Source organism: Streptomyces flaveolus (genome assembly GCF_014648815.1).
Classification (GTDB): Bacteria; Actinomycetota; Actinomycetes; order Streptomycetales; family Streptomycetaceae; genus Streptomyces; species Streptomyces flaveolus.
The window spans coordinates 268,809-285,686 of the sequence record NZ_BMRV01000012.1 but is presented as its reverse complement, the minus strand read 5'-3'; the positions used below and the strand labels follow the sequence as shown (position 1 = coordinate 285,686).

Annotated in this window: 19 protein-coding genes; 13 read left to right on the top strand and 6 right to left on the bottom strand. The window is 73.2% G+C overall.

Translation table 11 applies throughout. The features are described 5' to 3' along the window. The coding region (locus tag IEZ05_RS26525) for a sigma factor-like helix-turn-helix DNA-binding protein (protein ID WP_268255232.1) at positions 1-105 on the top strand (105 nt) is incomplete at its 5' end. A 301-nt stretch (positions 106-406) separates the two neighbouring features. On the opposite strand, the gene ku is transcribed toward IEZ05_RS26525, so the two are convergent. After that, positions 407-1,447, bottom strand: a complete 1,041-nt coding sequence (gene ku, locus IEZ05_RS26520; RefSeq protein WP_189232772.1) for a non-homologous end joining protein Ku — start codon at positions 1,445-1,447, stop codon at positions 407-409. Positions 1,448-1,724: 277 nt separating this feature from the next. On the opposite strand from ku, the gene IEZ05_RS26515 reads away from it, so the two are divergent. After that, a complete protein-coding gene (locus IEZ05_RS26515) occupies positions 1,725-2,846 on the top strand; it encodes a lipid II:glycine glycyltransferase FemX (protein ID WP_189232771.1) in 1,122 nt (373 codons plus the stop codon). Positions 2,847-2,860: 14 nt separating this feature from the next. Here IEZ05_RS26515 and IEZ05_RS26510 read toward each other — a convergent pair whose 3' ends face one another. Together IEZ05_RS26510 and IEZ05_RS26505 are read right to left on the bottom strand one after the other, a co-directional pair. Beyond that, positions 2,861-3,601: a class I SAM-dependent DNA methyltransferase gene (locus IEZ05_RS26510; protein WP_189232770.1), complete on the bottom strand. Its 741-nt coding sequence runs from the start codon at positions 3,599-3,601 to the stop codon at positions 2,861-2,863. 18 nt (positions 3,602-3,619) lie between these two features. Beyond that, complete coding sequence (locus tag IEZ05_RS26505) at positions 3,620-5,071, bottom strand: purine-cytosine permease family protein (protein ID WP_189232769.1); 1,452 nt, start codon at positions 5,069-5,071, stop codon at positions 3,620-3,622. Positions 5,072-5,139: 68 nt separating this feature from the next. On the opposite strand from IEZ05_RS26505, the gene IEZ05_RS26500 reads away from it, so the two are divergent. The 6 genes from IEZ05_RS26500 to IEZ05_RS26475 all read left to right on the top strand — a co-directional run bounded on the left by IEZ05_RS26500 (position 5,140) and on the right by IEZ05_RS26475 (position 11,562). Continuing rightward, positions 5,140-5,781 carry a TetR/AcrR family transcriptional regulator gene (locus tag IEZ05_RS26500; protein WP_189232768.1) on the top strand — a complete coding sequence of 214 codons (642 nt, stop codon included), beginning with the start codon at positions 5,140-5,142 and terminating at the stop codon, positions 5,779-5,781. 20 nt (positions 5,782-5,801) lie between these two features. Beyond that, positions 5,802-7,427 carry an amidohydrolase gene (locus IEZ05_RS26495; RefSeq protein WP_189232767.1) on the top strand — a complete coding sequence of 542 codons (1,626 nt, stop codon included), beginning with the start codon at positions 5,802-5,804 and terminating at the stop codon, positions 7,425-7,427. A gap of 76 nt (positions 7,428-7,503) precedes the next feature. Continuing rightward, positions 7,504-8,202, top strand: a complete 699-nt coding sequence (locus IEZ05_RS26490) for a type 1 glutamine amidotransferase (RefSeq protein WP_189232766.1) — start codon at positions 7,504-7,506, stop codon at positions 8,200-8,202. A gap of 290 nt (positions 8,203-8,492) precedes the next feature. Beyond that, a complete protein-coding gene (locus IEZ05_RS26485) occupies positions 8,493-9,431 on the top strand; it encodes a hypothetical protein (protein WP_189232765.1) in 939 nt (312 codons plus the stop codon). Positions 9,432-9,772: 341 nt separating this feature from the next. After that, the gene (locus tag IEZ05_RS26480) at positions 9,773-10,573 is read left to right on the top strand and encodes a hypothetical protein (RefSeq protein WP_189232764.1); all 801 of its coding nucleotides are present in this window, start codon (positions 9,773-9,775) and stop codon (positions 10,571-10,573) included. Between the two features lie 125 nt (positions 10,574-10,698). Continuing rightward, positions 10,699-11,562 (top strand): DMT family transporter, encoded by an 864-nt coding sequence (locus tag IEZ05_RS26475; RefSeq protein WP_189232763.1) that lies wholly within the window; start codon positions 10,699-10,701, stop codon positions 11,560-11,562. A 1-nt stretch (position 11,563) separates the two neighbouring features. Here the strand turns inward: IEZ05_RS26475 and IEZ05_RS26470 are convergent, their stop codons facing one another. Further along, positions 11,564-11,995, bottom strand: coding sequence for a winged helix-turn-helix transcriptional regulator (locus tag IEZ05_RS26470; protein ID WP_189232762.1), 432 nt, complete (start codon positions 11,993-11,995; stop codon positions 11,564-11,566). Between the two features lie 74 nt (positions 11,996-12,069). On the opposite strand from IEZ05_RS26470, the gene IEZ05_RS26465 reads away from it, so the two are divergent. Continuing rightward, positions 12,070-12,762, top strand: coding sequence for an NADPH-dependent F420 reductase (locus IEZ05_RS26465; RefSeq protein ID WP_189232761.1), 693 nt, complete (start codon positions 12,070-12,072; stop codon positions 12,760-12,762). 19 nt (positions 12,763-12,781) lie between these two features. Here the strand turns inward: IEZ05_RS26465 and IEZ05_RS26460 are convergent, their stop codons facing one another. Together IEZ05_RS26460 and IEZ05_RS26455 are read right to left on the bottom strand one after the other, a co-directional pair. After that, positions 12,782-13,066 (bottom strand): hypothetical protein, encoded by a 285-nt coding sequence (locus tag IEZ05_RS26460; RefSeq protein WP_189232760.1) that lies wholly within the window; start codon positions 13,064-13,066, stop codon positions 12,782-12,784. Between the two features lie 109 nt (positions 13,067-13,175). Further along, a complete protein-coding gene (locus IEZ05_RS26455) occupies positions 13,176-14,066 on the bottom strand; it encodes an MBL fold metallo-hydrolase (protein ID WP_189232759.1) in 891 nt (296 codons plus the stop codon). 109 nt (positions 14,067-14,175) lie between these two features. On the opposite strand from IEZ05_RS26455, the gene IEZ05_RS26450 reads away from it, so the two are divergent. From IEZ05_RS26450 to IEZ05_RS26435, 4 genes are all read left to right on the top strand, one after another. Further along, entirely contained in the window at positions 14,176-14,352 is a 177-nt protein-coding gene (locus tag IEZ05_RS26450; protein ID WP_189232758.1) for a hypothetical protein, read from the top strand. Continuing rightward, positions 14,339-15,709 (top strand): amidase, encoded by a 1,371-nt coding sequence (locus tag IEZ05_RS26445; RefSeq protein ID WP_189232757.1) that lies wholly within the window; start codon positions 14,339-14,341, stop codon positions 15,707-15,709. Before IEZ05_RS26450 ends, IEZ05_RS26445 begins: the two co-directional genes overlap by 14 nt. A 43-nt stretch (positions 15,710-15,752) precedes the next feature. Next, positions 15,753-16,301 carry a TetR/AcrR family transcriptional regulator gene (locus IEZ05_RS26440; RefSeq protein WP_189232790.1) on the top strand — a complete coding sequence of 183 codons (549 nt, stop codon included), beginning with the start codon at positions 15,753-15,755 and terminating at the stop codon, positions 16,299-16,301. Positions 16,302-16,421: 120 nt separating this feature from the next. Next, positions 16,422-16,877, top strand: a complete 456-nt coding sequence (locus tag IEZ05_RS26435; protein ID WP_189232756.1) for a hypothetical protein — start codon at positions 16,422-16,424, stop codon at positions 16,875-16,877. Position 16,878: the final 1 nt, after the last annotated feature.

Sequence of the window (16,878 nt, the reverse complement as noted above, 5' to 3'; positions counted from 1 at the left end):
CAGAAGGAGATCGGCGAACGCCTCGGCGTCTCCCAGATGCACGTGTCCCGGCTGATCTCGCGCCTGCTGGGCCGGCTGCGCGAAGGCATGCTCAGCACCCAGTGAGCGGTGGCCGTCAGGCCTCCAGCCGCTCCCGCAGCGTCGCCGTGAACTCCTCGGCACGCGCCGGCTTCGTCCGCGGGCCCGCCACTCCGGCGGCCTCCTCGAAGCGGCGCCCGCCGAGGGGTTCGTCGCGTTCGGCGCCCGCCGGCTGCTGCTCAGCGGCGCGCTCACCGGCGGCCCCTCAGCGCGCCGCGCGGACCGGGACAGCAGCGGTGCGTCGTCCGGCACGGGCGCGTCGTGGCCGGTCGCGCAGTTCTCCGCGCGCCTTGAGGGACGTTGCCCTGGCACCATGCGCGCGCATCCGTCAGGCCGCTGTGGGCTTCTTCCGGCCTCGCCCGGTGCCGGCGAGGGCGTCGATGAGTTCGCTGCGGGTCATCTTCGAGCGTCCGGGGACATCCTGTTCGGTGGCCCGACGGTAGAGCTCCGCCTTGCTCAGCTCGCGCAGCTCCGCCCGCTTCGACGCGGCCGTGCCGGAGGGGGCAGCGGCCTTCTTCCGCTTGGCCGGTGCCGGTGCCTCTCCCCCGCCGCCGGTGTCCTTCGAGACAGCGGGCCGCGGCTTGCCGCCGCCCCTCGCGCGTTCCAGGCTGCCCTGGAGGACCTCCATGAGGTCGACGACGCCGGTGGCCGTGGGCGGTTCCTCGGCGAGGGCGACCTCCTTGCCCTCGGACTTCGCCCGCACCAGGTCACGGACCTTCTCCTGGTACGTGTCGTGGTAGCGGCCGGGCTCCCAGGGGCCGCTGAGCGCGTCGACCAGCTGCAGCGCCATGTCGAGTTCCTTGCCCCGGTCCGCCCGGCCCGACGGCAGCTCGGGCAGCTCCTTGACCGGGTCGCGGACCTCGTCGGCCCAGTGCAGGGTCTGCAGCACCAGGACGTCGTTCTCCGCCCGCAGCGCGGTCAGGTACTGCTTGTTGCGCATGACGAAGGTGGCGACGCCCGCCTTGTTCGCCTCGGCCAGGGCGGTACGGAGCAGTTGGTAGACCTTGAGGTACTCCTTGCCGCGCGGGGCGACGTAGTAGGTGCGGTCGAAGTAGACCGGCTCGATGTCGTCCAGGTCGACGAAGTCGGTGATGTCGACGGTCTGGGAACGGCCCGGCGCGATCTCGTCCAGCTCGTCCGGCTCCACGACCACGTACTCGCCCTCGGCGAGCTCGTAGCCCTTGACGATGTCGCCGGTGCCGACTTCCTCGCCCGTGCGCTGGTTGACCCGCCGGTTGCGGATCCGGTCGGAGGTGCCGCGCTGCAGCTGGTGGAAGTGGACCGTGTGGTCCTGCGTCGCCGAGAACAGCCCTACGGGCACGGTGACCAGCCCGAATGTGATCACGCCTGTCCAGATCGCCCGTGCCATGGCCGTCCGCTCCGTCCGTCCCTGCCGCGCTGCCGGTGCCTTCGCGCCCTTCCACGCTGGCACTCCTCGCGCGGCGCCGCGCGCCGGGCGGGGCAGCCAGGGCAACGGCGGGACCGGCGGCCACCGGGCCGCTCGCGCGAACTGCCCGAATAGCCGGTAGCCCGCGCGGATTCACCGGCGCCGGTATTCCCTGGGGGTGGGGGACGGCACCGTCCGCGCGCCGCGGCGGTCCTGCCCGTCGACACCATCGAACGAGCCGAACGAAGGGTCACCTCCCATGAGCCATCACCTGAAGGCGATCACGAGCGAGGAGCATCTGCGCTTCGTCGCGGCCCGGCCGTCCGTGAGTCATCTCCAGCTCCCCTCGTGGGGCGAGGTGAAGCCGGACTGGCAGGCGGAGAGCCTGGGCTGGTTCGACGACGGCGGGGACCTGGTGGGGGTCGCGCTGGTGCTGCTGCGTCCGCTGCCGAAGCTGCGTCGCTGCCTGGCCTACCTTCCCGAGGGCCCGGTCATCGACTGGCACGCGGCGGAGCTGGACCGGTGGCTGGAGCCGCTGCTCGCCCATCTGAAGAGGCGGGGCGCCTTCTCCGTGAAGATGGGCCCGCCCGTGGTAGCCCGGCGCTGGAACGCCGAGACCGTCAAGGCCGCGATCGCCGACCCCGGGGCCCGGCGGCTGCGGGACGTGAAGCCCACCGTGGAGGAGCCCGGTGCCCGCGAGATCGCCGAACGGCTGCGCCGGGCGGGCTGGCGGCAGGCCGAGCCCGGCGGCGAGGACGGCTTCGCCGCCGGACAGCCGCGCTACATGTGTCAGGTGCCGCTCGCCGGGCGGTCGCTGGAACAGGTCCGCAACGGCCTCAACCAGCAGTGGCGCCGCAACATCAAGAAGGCGGAGAAGGCCGGCGTCAAGGTCGTCCGGGGCGACCACGAGGATCTGCGCGTCTTCTACGAGCTCTACGTCGAGACCGCCGATCGCGACAGGTTCGTTCCGCGCCCGCTCGCCTACTTCCAGCGCATGTGGACCGCGCTGACGGCCGAGGACCCGGACCGGATGCGGCTCTACCTCGCCCACCACGACGGCGAGGTGCTCGCCGCGGCCACCATGCTGACCGTCGGCGACCACGTCTGGTACTCCTACGGCGCCTCCACCGCCCGCCGGCGCGAGGTCCAGCCCAGCACCGCCCTCCAGTGGCACATGATGTGCGACGCCCACGAACGCGGCGCGCGGGTGTACGACTTCCGCGGCATCACCGACACCCTGGACGAGGACGACCACCTGCTGGGTCTGCTCCGGTTCAAGGTCGGAGCCGGCGGTGAGGCCGTCGAGTACCTCGGGGAGTGGGACTACCCGCTCAACAAGGTGCTGCACAAGGCACTTCAGCTGTACATGTCCCGGCGCTGACGGCCGGGCCCGGATCAGCCGGCCGGCTTCTCCCAGACCGAGACGTGCCGGCGGCTCTCGTGGGTGAAGGGCGACCTGTCCCAGTCCTCCCACCGGTCCCGCAGGCGCAGTCCGGCGAGCCTCGCCATCAGGTCGAGTTCGGAGGGCCACACATAGCGGAACGGGATGGACGCGTGCTCGGCACGGCCGTCGACGACGGTCACGTAGTTCGAACTCATCGCCTGGGTCACGGTGTCGTACGTGTCGAAGGCCCATTCCGTGGCATCGATGCGGAACGGCACCGCGGTCTGCCCCGGCGGCAGCCGGCGCAGCTCCGGCACGCCCACCTCGATGACGAAAGTGCCGCCGGGTTCGAGGTGGTCGGCGGCGTTGCGGAAGCAGTCGACCTGGGCGTCCTGCGTGGTCAGGTTGTTGATGGTGTTGTAGACGAGGTAGACCAGCGTGAACGTGCCCGGCACCCGGGTCGTGGCGAAGTCGCCGATGGTCGCCCCGACGGTGTCGCCGCCCGGTTTGGCGTGCAGGCGGGCGGTCATGGCGCGGGACATGTCGATGCCGTGCACCGGGACGCCCCGGCGGGCCAGCGGCAGGGCGATCCTGCCGGTGCCGATGCCCAGTTCGAGCGCCCGTCCTCTCCCCGCCAGCCCGGCCAGCAGGTCGACCGTGCGGTCCACCGCCTCCGGCCCGGACATGTCCGCCTCCGACTCGTCGTATCGTGCGGCGACGCTTTCCCCGAAGTACCCGTCCTCGTCCGGCATGCCGGGACCGTACTCCGGTCAGGCCGTGGGCGCCTGTGATTTTCCGCCACGCGTCAGGACGGCGTACAGCAGTGCGGCGACGACCATGCCGGCCGGGAGGGCGAGGTCGATGCCGCCGAGGGCCCGGGCGATCGGGCCGGTGTAGAGGGTGTTGACGCACAGGGCGGCGACGGCGACGCCTCCCGCGAGCGCCAGGGCGCCGGCCGGGTTGACGCCGGCGGTGTACCAGAAGGGGCCGTCGGCCGACTCGTCCATCAGGGCGGGGCCGTCGTAGCGGTTGCGGCGCAGCAGGATGTCGGTGGCGTACACGGCCATGGCGGGGCCGAGGAGGACGACGGTGAGCTGGAGGACGTTGCTGACGGTGTCGAGGAAGTCGGAGACGAGGAGGCCGTACAGGGTGAGGGCGACGGCGGCCGTGCCGTCCGCGAGGACGCTGCGGGCGCGCGGGATGCGCAGGCCGACGGCCTGGAGGGCGAGGCCCGCGCTGTAGGCGGTCAGGGCGTTGATGGCGATGGTGCCGAGGACGAGGGCGAGCAGGAAGACCGGTTCGAACCAGCCGGGCAGGATCGTGCCGAGCCCGGCCTGCGGGTCGGTCATGTCGACGGCGGTCGCGGCGAAGGCGCCCAGGGAGCAGACGACGATGCTGGGCAGGATGCCGCCGAGCGCGGTCCAGCCGATGATCGACCTGGCGGACGTCGTACGGGGCAGGTAGCGGGAGAAGTCGGCGCTGGTGGTGTAGGAGAGCGGGCCGGAACCGACGAGGGTGACCCCGGCGACGAGCACCGACCACAGGTCGAAGCCGGTGAGCGGCTCGGCCGGTACGTAGGAGAAGTCGGTGTCCCCGAACACGTAGAAGGCGACGACGGCGAACGCGGCGGTGAGCGTCAGGGTGATCGGGAGGTACAACTTCATGATCATGGCGTGGCCGTAGACGCCGATGGCCAGGGTGAGTGCGGCGATGACGACGACGACGGCGACCTTGACGCCGGTGCCCGCGGTGAGGCCGGTCTTCTCCACCAGGGCGAAGGCGGCGGTCGCGGCGGCGGCCAGGTTCAGGGCGAAGTAGCAGACGGAGATCAGCCAGCCGACGACGGCGTTGTTCACGCGGTTGCCGCGCACGCCGTACATCGCCCGTGTGATCACTTCGCTCGGTGCGCCGGCGGCCGGGCCGGATATCGACAGCAGGCCGGTGAGGAGCCAGAACAGGTTGCCCACCACGATGACGGCGAGCGCCTGCCACAGGGTCAGGCCCATGAGGATCAGGGCGCCGCCGATGACGAGGCTCAGATAGTTGACGTTCGCCGCGGCCCAGACGGAGAACAACTGCCGCGGGTGGCCGTGACGTTCGCCGTCGGGGATGTGATCGATGCCGTGGGCCTCGACACGGCCGGCCCGCTCCGGCGAGGGGACTCCCTCTTTCTGGGGTGGGGCGGTGGTGCCGGACTGCGGGTCGGGAATCGTGGACGCCATAGGGCTCCTCCGGGTGCTGGTAACCCACCTGCTTGCTTGTTGGTCGCACACTCAATAGCATCGATTCCATGCCGTCAAGCGTTTCGAACAAGCGAATCCGCAAGACTCCTGCCGCCAGACGTGCGGAAATCGTTGCCGCGGCCTCCGAGGTCGCTCTGACCGAAGGACTCGAGTGCATCACCTTGCGGCGGATCGCCGAGGAACTCGACGTGCGCCCGGGACTGATCAGCCACTACTTCCCGGCGGTGGAGGAGCTGGTGGCCGAGGCCTACGGCGACGCCGTCGCCGCCGAACTCGACGAACTCCTTCCGGTCGACCGGGCGGGCGCCACGGCGACACAGCATCTGGCGCGCTTCTTCACGCGGACCAGCGGCGAGGCGTTCGACGACATCAGCCGACTCTGGCTCAACGCCCGTCACCTCAGCCGCTACCGGTCCGTCCTGCGTGCCCGGGTCGCCGTCCAGGAGGCGGCCTGGCGGGACCGGCTCGAGGCGCTCATCCGCGAGGGCGTCGAGCTGGGCGAGTTCCACACCGGGGACCCGATGGTGGCCGCCGTCCAGATCCTGGTCGTCCTCGACGGCCTCGGCATGCTCGTCAACAGCGTCGACACCGGCGACGACCCGCCCGTGGTGCGGCGCCTGCCCGTCACCACCGCGGAACGCGAACTCGGCCTGCCCGTCGGCACGCTCGCACCCATCGACACCCACTGAACCGCACTCAAGGAGCCCTTGTGCGCACCTCCCTCATCCTGCTCTCGGCCCGTCTGCTGGACCCGGTCACCGGCGGGTTCCTGCCGCAGACCGCGCTGGCCGCCGCCGGCGGACGCATCACCGCGCTCGGCGACGACCGGGAGATCCGCGCCCTCGCGGACGCCTCGACCACGGTGATCGACCTCAAGGGCGCCGTGGTGACACCCGGGCTGGTCGACGGGCACATCCACCCCGTCGGCGGCGCCGACATGACCCACGGCCTCGACCTGTCGGGCTGTACCGACCTGGAGCAGGTGCGCGGGGCGCTGGCCGGCGCGGTGCGCGACCTCGCCCCCGGCGCGTGGCTCCAGGGCTGGGGCCTGGACCCCAACGTCTTCGCGGGGCGCCCGGTCGAGACGGCTCCCTTCGACGCCGTACTCGACGGTGTGCCGGCGTTCCTGATGCTGTTCGACGCGCACTCCGCGCTGGCCAGCCGGCGCGCGCTGGAAATCGCCGGGGTGACCGGGCCGCGCACCTTCGCGCAGGCCACCGCGGAGGTGGTGTGCGGCGCGGACGGCAGGCCCACCGGGCTGCTGCTGGAGGACGCCGCCTGTGAGCTCGTGGAACGCCTGCTGCCCCAGCCCACGCGCGAGGAGCGCCGCGACCGGCTCGCCGCCGCCCTGCGCGCCATGGCCGCCACCGGTCTGACCGGCGGCCATGTCATGGACGCCAACGGCGACAGCCTCGCGCTCTTGTCCGAGCTGGACGCGGCCGGGCGACTGCCGGTGCGGCTGCGGGTGGCGCCCTGGTGCCAGCCCGGCACGGACGCCGAGGGCGTGCGTGCGCTGATCGAGGGGCAGGGCGCGGGCGGCCGGCTCTGGCGGACCGCGGGCGTCAAGATCTTCATGGACGGGACCGTGGACAACGGCACGGCCTGGCTGGAGCAGCCGGACTGTCACGGCGAGTCCCGGGACGCGTTCTGGCCGGACCCGCAGGAGTACACCCGTATCGTCGGCGAGCTGCACCGGGCCGGTGTGCCCACGGCCACCCATGCCATCGGTGACGCGGCGGTGCGTCATGTCCTCGACGCCGTCGAGAAGGCCCGGGCGGGCGGCGGGCACGGGGTGCGGCACCGGGTCGAGCACATCGAGACGGTCCCGGACGACACCGTGCGCCGGTTCGCCGAACTCGGGGTGGTCGCCTCGATGCAGCCCACCCACTGCTGCGACTTCACCCGGGCCGACCACACCGACAACTGGTCGCGCCGCCTGGGCGAGGAGCGGGCCTCGCGTGCGTGGCGCTGCCGCGATCTGCACGACGCCGGTGCCGTCGTCGTCCTCGGCTCCGACTGGCCCATCGCCCCCTACCCGCCGCTGGGCGTGATGGCGGGTGCCCGCCACCGCCGGCCCACCCGTGACCTCACGGGTGCACCGCACGGCCCGGAGCAGGCGCTCACGGCGCTGGAGGCGCTGCGGGGCATGACCGTCAACGCGGTCTACGCGGCGGGTGAGGAACACGAGGCCGGCCGGATCGCCGTCGGTCACCGCGCCGACCTGACCGCCCTGGCCGCCGACCCCCTGACCGTCGCGGCCACCGAACTGGCCGATGTGCCGGTGCTGCTGACCGTCCTGGACGGCGAGCCGACACATCGCGCCGCCGGTCTGTGACACCCCCCGAGGGTTGGCTCCCGGCGACGTGCGGGCAAGGGGCTGGTGTCCGGGTGCGGTGAGCGGGAGGTGGGCGTTGTCACGGCTGCTGGTGGTGCAGAACGGCAGGAGCGGCGGGCCGGGCCGGTTCGGTGACTGGCTGGCCGCGGAGGGGCTGGCGCTGGACGTGGTGCACGCGTACGCCGGGGAGCCGCTCCCCCGGCGTCCGGACCACTCGGGCGTCATGGTCCTGGGCGGCGGATACCTGCCCGACGACGACCTGGGCGCCCCCTGGCTGGCGTCCACGCGCGCGCTGGTCGCCGAGGCACTGGAGCGGGGTACGCCCGTGTTCGGTGTCTGTCTGGGCGGCCAGCTGCTCGCACACGTCGCGGGCGGCACCGTCCGGGGGCGGTACGGCGAGCCGGAGATCGGCAGCACGCCGCTGAGCCTGCGCCCCGAGGCCGCGGCCGATCCGTTGTTCCGGGGGCTGCCGGACCGGGTGAGCGCCATAGAGCACCATGTGGACGCCGTCACCGCCCTGCCGCCGGGGGCGTCCTGGCTGATGGAGAGCGAGCGGTGCCCGTACCAGGCGTTCCGGGTCGGTGACCGGGCGTGGGGCGTGCAGTTCCATCCGGAGGCGGACGCGGACCGGGTGCGGTCGTGGGACCCGGAGCGGATCCGGGCCCTGGGCATGGACCCGGCGGAGCTGTCCCGCCGGGCGGCACTCGACGATCCGGCGGCCACCGAGGTCTGGCACGAGGTCGCCCGGCGCTTCGCCGGGGTCGTCGTGGAGTGAGTCGGAACCCCCGGGCACGGAGCGGGTCTCGCGGGCGTGAGGACCGGGCTGTGCCCGGGACCGACTCCGGTCACACACTCGCCCGGGAGCGGCGCGGAACCTCATGCCGACGACCGCGTCCGGGTGCGAGCGGACGGGACGAGGCGACAGGGTGAGCACCGCCCGGGTCGCGGGGCGGACGGGGCGGCCGTAGACAGGAGGGAGGAGCGCGGGCAGACCGCACATGGCGTCGCGGACCGGGCGCAGCCCGGCCGTGGCGGTCGTGGACGTCCGACTGGAGGCCGAGGAGCATGCAGCGCAAGGGCGGGCGCCGGCGGGGCGATGGCGAGCAGGACGTGGAGGCGGTGCTCGACGAGCTGTACACCACGCCGCCGTCCGACTTCGTCTCCCGGCGCGAGGAACGGGCCGCCGCCGCGAGAACGGCCGGTCACGCGCAGGACGCCCGCCGCATCCGTGCCGCCCGCCGGCCCACCCGCGCGGCCTGGGCAGCGAACCTGTTGCTGCGCTCCCGGGCCGAGGAGAGCCGGCGGTTCCTGGAACTGGGCCAGGAGCTGCGCGAGGCACACCGCACCCTGGACGCCGCCGGCCTCAAGGATCTCTCCGCGCAGCGCCGGAACGTCGTGTCCGCCCTGTCCCGGCAGGCAGCCCAACTCGCCGGCGAGGCGGGGCACCAGCTGTCGGAGACGGCGCGGCGGGAGGTCGAGTCGACCCTGCGCGCGGTCCTCGCCGATCCGGAAGCGGCCGGCCGATGGGCGCAGGGACGCCTGGAGAGCTCACTCACCCCGCCGTCGGAGTTCCCCGCCGCCGTCGCAGCACCGGATTCCGCACCGGCACGCAAGCCCACCCGGCCGGCGGCGAAACACGCTCCGGCCGGAACGCGGGCCGAGGACGAGCTCGCCGAGCGGCGGCGCCGACGGCAGGAGGAACTCGCCCGGGCCCAGGAGGCCGCCGAGGCCGCCGAGCGCCGTGCCGATGAGCGGCGTGCGGCACGGACGGACGCCGAGGAGGCACTGCGGCAAGCCCGTGACGACCATGAGCGGGCGCGACAGCAGGTGTCGGCCGCCGAGCGTCAACTACGCGATGCACGCGAGGAGTTGAAGCGCGCCGAGCGCGATCGGCGAGAGGCCCAGGAGAGGAACAGGGCGGCCGGCGACGCGCTGGCCGGGGCCGAGCGGGAGGCACGGGAGGCGGCGCGACACATGGAGCGACTGGCCGCCCGCGTCCGGTAGTCCGGCCGGACCGTTTGCTGTCCGGGCGTTGGGCGTCGGGTGTCTGCGTTCCGAACACCCGCGCGACAACCGGCACCGGGCAGCGCCCCCGAGAGCCACTGAAGGCGTCGATGTGCCGGTGACGCGTACCACGGTGCAGACCTGACGTGGTATACCGGCCCGAAAGCAAACAGACGAACAACAGGCGCCGTCGTCCGTACCATTTGGGAGTCGACGCGGTCGGCAGCAGTACCGAACACTCCGCTGCCCGGCGCCGATCGGACATGACCTCCATGTCCCACGACTGATGTCCTGCCGTCCTCCCGTGCCTTCACGGCCGCGAATCGAGGAGAGTCAACACCATGTCCGAGAACACCACGCAGACCGCCACCGAACTCGCGTCGCAGTACAGCGTCCAGGTGGCGAGCGACCTGGAGCGCAACGTCAAGGAACAGGAGCGCATCAGCGGCGAGATCACCGACCTGCAGCAGCAACTCGCCGCGCTGCAGCACGACCACGCCCTGCTGGTGAACATGCAGCAGGCGCTCGGTGTCACCACGCCGGCCGCCCCGTCGGTGACCGACAAGGCGCCGGTGCCCGCCCCCCGTGACAGTGCCGCCGCCGAGACGGCCGGCGCGGGCAAGCGCACGCGGGGCGGGAAGGCCGGTGCCGCGCCCAAGCGCGCCGCGGCCACGAAGCCGGCGACGAAGCCCGCCGCCAAGTCCACCACCAAGCCCGCCGCCAAGTCCGCGTCGAAGGCACCCGCGAAGCCGGGCACCAAGCCGGCCACGAAGGCGGTCAGGAAGCCGGCGGCGAAGAAGCCGACGGACCGGTCCACCTCCCCCGCGGCCGCCGTCCCGTCCTCGTCGTCCTCCGCCGCGAAGCCGGCCCAGCCCACACTGGTCGAACTGGTCCGCCGGCACCTGAGCGAGCAGAAGGAGCCCCGCTCCGCCGCCGAGGTCACCACGGCGCTCGGCCAGGCCCACTCCGACCGCGCCATCAAGACCACGGTCGTGCGCACCACGCTCGAGGGGCTCGTCGCCAGGAACCAGGCCCAGCGCACCAAGCAGGGCACGTCCGTCTACTACACCGCCTCCGACGCGCCGGAGCCGAAGCAGGACGACGCCGGGACCCAGTCGGGTTCCGACCGCGCCGACGACTGACCCGGATCCCCGGAAACACGGCCGCGCCGGAGCACCACACCGCTGGGCGGGCCGGACGGCCCGTCGCGCCCGCTCCGGTGGTGCTGCGGCGCGCGGCCGGGGCGAATCGGGGTGAGGATCGGTGGATGGGTGTTGTCCTGCCGGTGCTCTTCGCTCTCGTCGCCGCGTTCAGCAACGCGCTGGCCACCGTTCTGCAGCGGCGGGCCGCGCTGAGCGTGCCGCAGTCCCAGGGATTCCGTCCGGGCCTCGTCGTCGACCTGTTGCGGCGGCCGGTCTGGCTCGGCGGCATGCTGGCCGTCGTCGTCGCCGGGGTGGGGCAGGCAGCGGCCCTGGCGACCGGGCCGATGTCACTCGTCCAGCCGTTGTTCGTGCTGGAACTTCCGCTGGCGCTGCTGCTGGCCTCGCTCATGACCCGCCACCGCCTCCCCGACGTCCTGTGGCTCGCCGTGGGCGGCGTGGTCGTCGGCCTGGGGCTGGCGCTGGCGGCGGCCGCGCCGGGCGGCGGCAGCGACGACGTCTCCATGGATCGCTGGGTGCCCGCGCTCGGGGCCTGTGCCGGGCTGGCCGTCGTGCTGGCCGCGGCCGGCCTGAAGCGGCCCGTCGGCAAGGCCCGCGCCGGCTGCCTCGGCGCGGCCACCGCGGTCTGCTACGCCCTGACCGCCGGGCTGATGAAGGACTCCATGCGGGTCCTCGACACGGACGGCGTGGTCGGCTTCCTGACCGTGTGGCAGACGTACGCGTTCGCCGCGGCCGGTGTGTGCGCCGTGCTCCTGCTGGAGCACGCCATGCAGGGCGGCCCTCTGGTCGCCTCCCAGCCGGCCCTCACCCTCGGCGACGCGACGGTGAGCCTGCTGCTCGGCGTGGTCCTGTACCGCGAGGACGTACGCACCGACTGGTGGGTGCTGCCTCAGCTGGCCGGCGTCGCCCTGATCGTCGTCGGAGTCCTCACGCTGGCCCGGCGCGGGGTGGATCTGCGCACCGGGCGGTGAGTCACGGCCCGGGACGGGTGGCGAAGCGCCGAGCCGGCCCTCCCCCGACGGCCTGGCGAGTGGGCGAAGGGGATTGCGGGTCGGGGGTGCACGCCGCTTCCTGGGCCGCCATCACCGCATCGCCGTGCTCGAAGGCCCATGCGCCGACGGCGTCGATGGGTGCCAGCAGGGTCCGGCCCAGAGGGGTGAGCCGGTACTCGACCCCGGAGGGCACGTCGGGGTGTTCCCGCCGGTCGACCAGTCCGTTGAACTGGAGCCGCCGCAGGGTCTCGGTGAGGACCTTGGAGCTGATGCCCCCGATCCGCTCCCGTAGGTCGACCGGGCGCCTGGGACCGTCCCGCAGTGCCCAGAGCACCACGGCGTTCCAGGTGTTGGAGAGCAGGTCGAAGGCGAGTCGGGCGCGGCAGTCGGCGAGGAAGGCGTCGGTCGTCACGTACCACATGGTGCCCGAACCGCCTCCTAGCGTCGGTGTGAACGGTCGAAGCAGGCACGGAGAGGAACCACGTGATGAGAATCGGCGTACTGGGCACGGGCAACATGGCCGACGCGCTCGCCACCCACTGGGTGCGGGCCGGGCACGAGGTGGTCGTCGGCGGACGGGACGCACACAAGGCGGAGCGGCTCGCGACGCGCATCGGGGGCGGCGCGAAGGCCGCCGGTCTGCGCGCGGCGGCCGAGTCCGGTCAGGTGGTGCTGGCCGCGCTGCCCTTCGGGGCGGGAGGGGGCGTGGCGCGGGATCTGCGTTCGGCCCTGGAGGGCAAGGTGCTGCTCGACTGCTCCAACCCGGTCGGGCCCGGCTTCAAGCTGCTGACGGAAGGAGGCCCCTCGGCCGCGCAGCGGCTTGCCGCGGCGGCACCGGGAGCCCACGTGGTCAAGGCTTTCAACCTCTGCCACGAGGACGTGTGGCGCATGCGGCCGCCCGTGTTCGACGGACGGCCGCTGGCCGTGCCGGTCTGCGGGGACGACGAGGCCGCCCTCGCACGTGTACGCGAGCTGGTGCAGGACGTGGGCTGCCGGCCCGTGGCCGGCGGCGGTCTCGAACGTGCCGGACTCCTGGAAGCGACCGCCGCGCTGTTCATCGCCCTGTGGGTCGGCGAGGAAGCGGACGCACAGGCGATCGCGCCTCCGCTGGCGTACGCGACCGGACCGAGCCGGCGGGAGACACAGGACGGCACGGCGGCTTCCCGTCAGGCGTGCTGAGAGGGAGTCCGTCCGCGGCTCACCGGCAGAACCCGTACGCCTGTTCCAGCCAGCGGTGCAGTGCGATGTGCACGCTGCCGGGGAGTTCGCTGAGCTGTTCGATGGCCGCACGGTCCCCGGCGGAAGGCGCGATGCCCGCCGCGGTCAGGAGGGCGAGCAGGTCCAGTCGGCGCAGGTCGACGGGGTCGATGCGGCAGGGGACGCGTTCGGCGGGGTTGGGCGGCTGGAGCAGGAAGTCGCCCTCGGTCTCGCGGGTGCGCGAGCTCGTCGGGTCGGCGGCAGTCGGGGCAGTCATCGTGTGCATACCGCGGTCCTCCACTTGGTGGTCGCCGTTCTCGATGGCATGAGACACCCGGGCGGCGGCGTCGGTTGCGGACCGCCGCGACGACCACACGGTGGATGCAATCGGCGCCTTATCGCACGAACCGGCCCGGCACGGGCGCCAGCCGGTACGCGTCTCCGTGGGGGACGACACGGCCCGCGGTGGGCGGCGGGAAGTGGGTGCCCAGGACCAGCGTGTCCGTGCCGGCCAGCGAGGCGAGCAGGGCACGCCGGGTCGACTCGGCCCCCGCCGGGTCGATGTCGACGCAACTGCCCATCGCGGGGTGGGCGAACTGCACGGGATGGTGGACGCAGTCCCCGGTGATCAGCGCGCCCGCCTCCGCCCCGCCCACCTGTACGGCCACGTGGCCCGGGGTGTGTCCCGGCGTCGGCAGGAGGCGCAGGCCGGGCGCGATGCCGGCGCCGTCGGCGGGGACGTGGACGGCGTCGAGCAGTCCGGCGTCCTCGACCGGGCAGACCGAGTCGCGGAACATCTGGCGCCTCGGCCCGTCCATGGCGTACCCGGCCCAGAAGTCGCGCTCGGCGCGGGAGACGACGTAGCGGGCGTGAGGGAAGGTGGGGACCCAGGCGCCGTCGACGGGCCTCGTGTTCCAGCCGACATGGTCGGTGTGCAGGTGGGTGAGGATCACCAGGTCCACCTCGTCCGGGGGGAAGCCCGCCGCGGTCAACCGCTCCAGGTAGTCGGTGCGCAGGTCGTGCCAGGCCGGGTTCGCCCGCGTCTTGCCGTTGCCGATGCCGGTGTCGACGAGGACGCGCAGCCCTCCCGCGGTCAGGGCGAAGCTGTGGCTGCCCAGGCGCAGCACCCCGTCGCGGTCCGCGAAATCGGGGTACAGCCAGTCCTCGCGCGTCACCACGTCGGGAGTGGCCCGGGGCAGCAGCCAGGGTCCGGTAGCGGGCGGCAGGAGGGTCTCGTCGATGCGGTGGACGGTGGTGTCGCCCACGGTCCAGAAGGGGGTGCTCATGTCGGTGCCGTCTTTCCCTGGGACGCTAAAAGCTATGGGTTTGCGTTTAGCCACCGTAGAACCTAGAGTCCCTTAACGCAAACGGTTAGCTTTTATCGAGGAGAGACCCATGCCGACCTCTGAAGAGGAACGCCGAGCCGAGGTGGCGGCCACCGCGGACCACATCCGCACCGTGGTCTCGGTGCTGCGGGAGCTGGACTTCGGTGACACCCCGCCCGCCGCCGCCTTCCACCCGGGCCACGGGAGCGGCCGTCCGGGAGAGGAGGCGCGGGATGCCGCCGTATGAGCTGACCCTCACCGCCGCCGCGGAGGCGATCCGCACCCGACGGCTCTCCCCGGTCGAGCTGGTGGACTCGGTACTGGACCGTGCCCGGGAGGTGCAGCCGCTGTTCGGCGCCTATGTGACGCTGACGGCGGACCGGGCGCGCCGGTCGGCCCGCGAGGCGGAGAGGGAGGCGGCGGCCGGCCGCCTCCGCGGTCCGCTGCACGGCGTTCCGATGGGCCTCAAGGACCTGATCGACGTCGCCGGTACGGCGACCACGGCGAGTTCCCGGGTCCGTGCCGGGCACCGCGCCCGGCAGGACAGCACGGTCGCCGCGCGCCTGGCGGCGGCGGGCGCGGTCCTGGCCGGCAAGACCCACACCCACGAGTTCGCCTACGGACTGACCACGCCGCAGACGCGCAACGCACGGAACCGGGGCCGGGTCGCGGGCGGTTCCAGCGGCGGCTCCGCCGTCGCCGTCGCGGCGGGGGCGGCGACCTTCGCCCTCGGCACCGACACCGGCGGTTCGATCCGGGTGCCCGCCGCGCTCAACGGCGTCGTCGGTCTCAAGCCGACGTACGGCCTGGTGCCCCGGCACGGGGTGACGTCGCTGTCCTGGTCGCTGGACCACGTGGGCCCGCTCACGCGCACCGTGGAGGACGCGGCACTGGTCCTGGCCGTCCTGGCCGGTCACGACCCGCGCGACCCCGCCTCCCTGCCCGTTCCGGTGGCGGACCACCGGCCCGGCACCGGGGCGACCGACCTGACCGGGCTGCGCGTCGGTGTGCCGCGCACCTACTACTTCGACCGTGTCGACCCGGAGGTCGAGGCAGCGGTCCGGCAGGCGGTGCGGCGGCTGGCGGACCTCGGCGCACGGCTCGTCGACGTGGACATCCCGATGGCCCGCTACGTCCAGGCGACGCAGTGGGGCCTGATGGTGCCCGAGGCCACCGCCTACCACGAGCAGACCCTGCGCTCCTCGCCCGACCTGTACGAGGACGACGTCCGCGTCCTGCTGGAGGCGGGGGAGCTGATGCCGGCCGGGGACCACCTGCGGGCACAGCGGGCACGGACCCTGATGCGGCAGGAGTGGGCCGGGCTGCTCCGGCAGGTCGACGTGGTCGCCGCCCCGACCGTTCCGGTCACGGCCGTACCCGCCGGGCAGGAGCACGTGACCTGGCCCGACGGCACGGTGGAGAGCGTCTCCGACGCCTACGTCCGGCTCTCCGCGCCGGCCAACATCACCGGCGTCCCCGCGCTGACCGTCCCGGTGGGCCTCGACCGGGACGGGCTGCCGATCGGCATGCAGCTGCTCGGGCGCCCGCTCGACGAGGCCACCGTGCTGCGGGTCGGCCACGCGTACGAACGGAGCCATGCTTGACGCAAGAACGTTGCTTTAAGGTGTGGGCATGAGTCCCAGACCGATGGCCCGCCCGGGCGGGCGCAGCGCCCGGGTCCAGGAGTCGGTGCACGCCGCCGTGCGCGAACTCACCGCCGAAGTGGGCCGCGACGCCCTGACGGTGCCGATGATCGCCGCGCGCGCCGGAGTCACCCCGTCGACGGTCTACCGGCGCTGGGGTGACCTTCACGAGCTGCTGTCGGACGTGGCCGTCGAGCGCCTGCGCCCGGACACCGCGCCCGGGGACCACGGCGGGCTGCGTGCCGACCTGACGGCCTGGGCCGAGCAGTTCCTCGACGAGATGGCCTCTCCCCCGGGCCGTGCCTACATCCGCGACGCCCTGCTGGGCGATCCGGACGGCACCAACGCGGGCCAGTGCTCCGCCTACGCCGCCGAGCAGATCGACGTCGTCCTCGCCCGCGCGGCCGACCGCGGCGAGACGGCGCCCGACACCGAGACGGTCGTCGACCGCGTCGTCGCACCCATCATGTACCGCATCCTGTTCCGCCCCGGCCGGCTCGACGCCGCCTACGCGCGCCACCTCGTGGCCGGGCTGCTCGACACGCCCGCGTAGCGGCCGCCCGGGCCCGGCCCCGGGGCGTTGCTCCGTACGAGTGGTGCGTTCGTGGACACGGTCGTACGGTCGGTACGGGGAAAAGCGGAGACAGCGACCCCGAGACGGCCGGGAGCAGACATGGGCAGGAACCCGATGAGGGCAGCGGTCACGCTCTGTGCCGCCGCCGCGCTCGCAGTACCCCTGGGCGCCGCTTCGGCCGCCCCGCAGGCGCAGCAGGCCGTGAAGCAGCAGGTCCAGGACCCGGTGCTGGTCGACTGCTCGATGCGGGGCGAGGTACGGCCGGCGGCGTTCGTGCTGGCCTGCGGGGACGGCAACAGCCGCCTGACCTCGATGCACTGGGTGCGCTGGGACGCGACCGCGGCGGTCGGGCGGGGGTACAACGCGGTCAACGACTGCAAGCCCTACTGCGCGGCCGGCACGTTCCGCTCGTACCCCGTGACCGTGCGGCTCGACCAGCCGCAGGCACGGGAACAGGATCCGGGAGAGCAGCACTACACCCGGATGACGCTGACCTACACCGACGGCCGGCCGGACGGGTTCCCGCGCGTGGTGACCTACCCCCTGGCGGGCTGAC

Excerpts from the sequence above, each read along its gene's own strand:
- IEZ05_RS26450 (WP_189232758.1), top strand. The coding sequence starts at position 14,176 with ATGCCGACCTCTGAAGAGGAACGCCGAGCCGAGGTGGCGGCCACCGCG.
- IEZ05_RS26480 (WP_189232764.1), top strand. The coding sequence starts at position 9,773 with ATGTCCGAGAACACCACGCAGACCGCCACCGAACTCGCGTCGCAGTAC.
- IEZ05_RS26510 (WP_189232770.1), bottom strand. The coding sequence starts at position 3,601 with ATGCCGGACGAGGACGGGTACTTCGGGGAAAGCGTCGCCGCACGATAC.
- IEZ05_RS26465 (WP_189232761.1), top strand. The coding sequence starts at position 12,070 with ATGAGAATCGGCGTACTGGGCACGGGCAACATGGCCGACGCGCTCGCC.
- IEZ05_RS26440 (WP_189232790.1), top strand. The coding sequence starts at position 15,753 with ATGGCCCGCCCGGGCGGGCGCAGCGCCCGGGTCCAGGAGTCGGTGCAC.
- IEZ05_RS26445 (WP_189232757.1), top strand. The coding sequence starts at position 14,339 with ATGCCGCCGTATGAGCTGACCCTCACCGCCGCCGCGGAGGCGATCCGC.
- IEZ05_RS26475 (WP_189232763.1), top strand. The coding sequence starts at position 10,699 with ATGGGTGTTGTCCTGCCGGTGCTCTTCGCTCTCGTCGCCGCGTTCAGC.
- IEZ05_RS26515 (WP_189232771.1), top strand. The coding sequence starts at position 1,725 with ATGAGCCATCACCTGAAGGCGATCACGAGCGAGGAGCATCTGCGCTTC.
- IEZ05_RS26435 (WP_189232756.1), top strand. The coding sequence starts at position 16,422 with ATGGGCAGGAACCCGATGAGGGCAGCGGTCACGCTCTGTGCCGCCGCC.
- IEZ05_RS26485 (WP_189232765.1), top strand. The coding sequence starts at position 8,493 with ATGCAGCGCAAGGGCGGGCGCCGGCGGGGCGATGGCGAGCAGGACGTG.
- IEZ05_RS26505 (WP_189232769.1), bottom strand. The coding sequence starts at position 5,071 with ATGGCGTCCACGATTCCCGACCCGCAGTCCGGCACCACCGCCCCACCC.
- ku (WP_189232772.1), bottom strand. The coding sequence starts at position 1,447 with ATGGCACGGGCGATCTGGACAGGCGTGATCACATTCGGGCTGGTCACC.
- IEZ05_RS26455 (WP_189232759.1), bottom strand. The coding sequence starts at position 14,066 with ATGAGCACCCCCTTCTGGACCGTGGGCGACACCACCGTCCACCGCATC.
- IEZ05_RS26500 (WP_189232768.1), top strand. The coding sequence starts at position 5,140 with ATGCCGTCAAGCGTTTCGAACAAGCGAATCCGCAAGACTCCTGCCGCC.
- IEZ05_RS26460 (WP_189232760.1), bottom strand. The coding sequence starts at position 13,066 with ATGCACACGATGACTGCCCCGACTGCCGCCGACCCGACGAGCTCGCGC.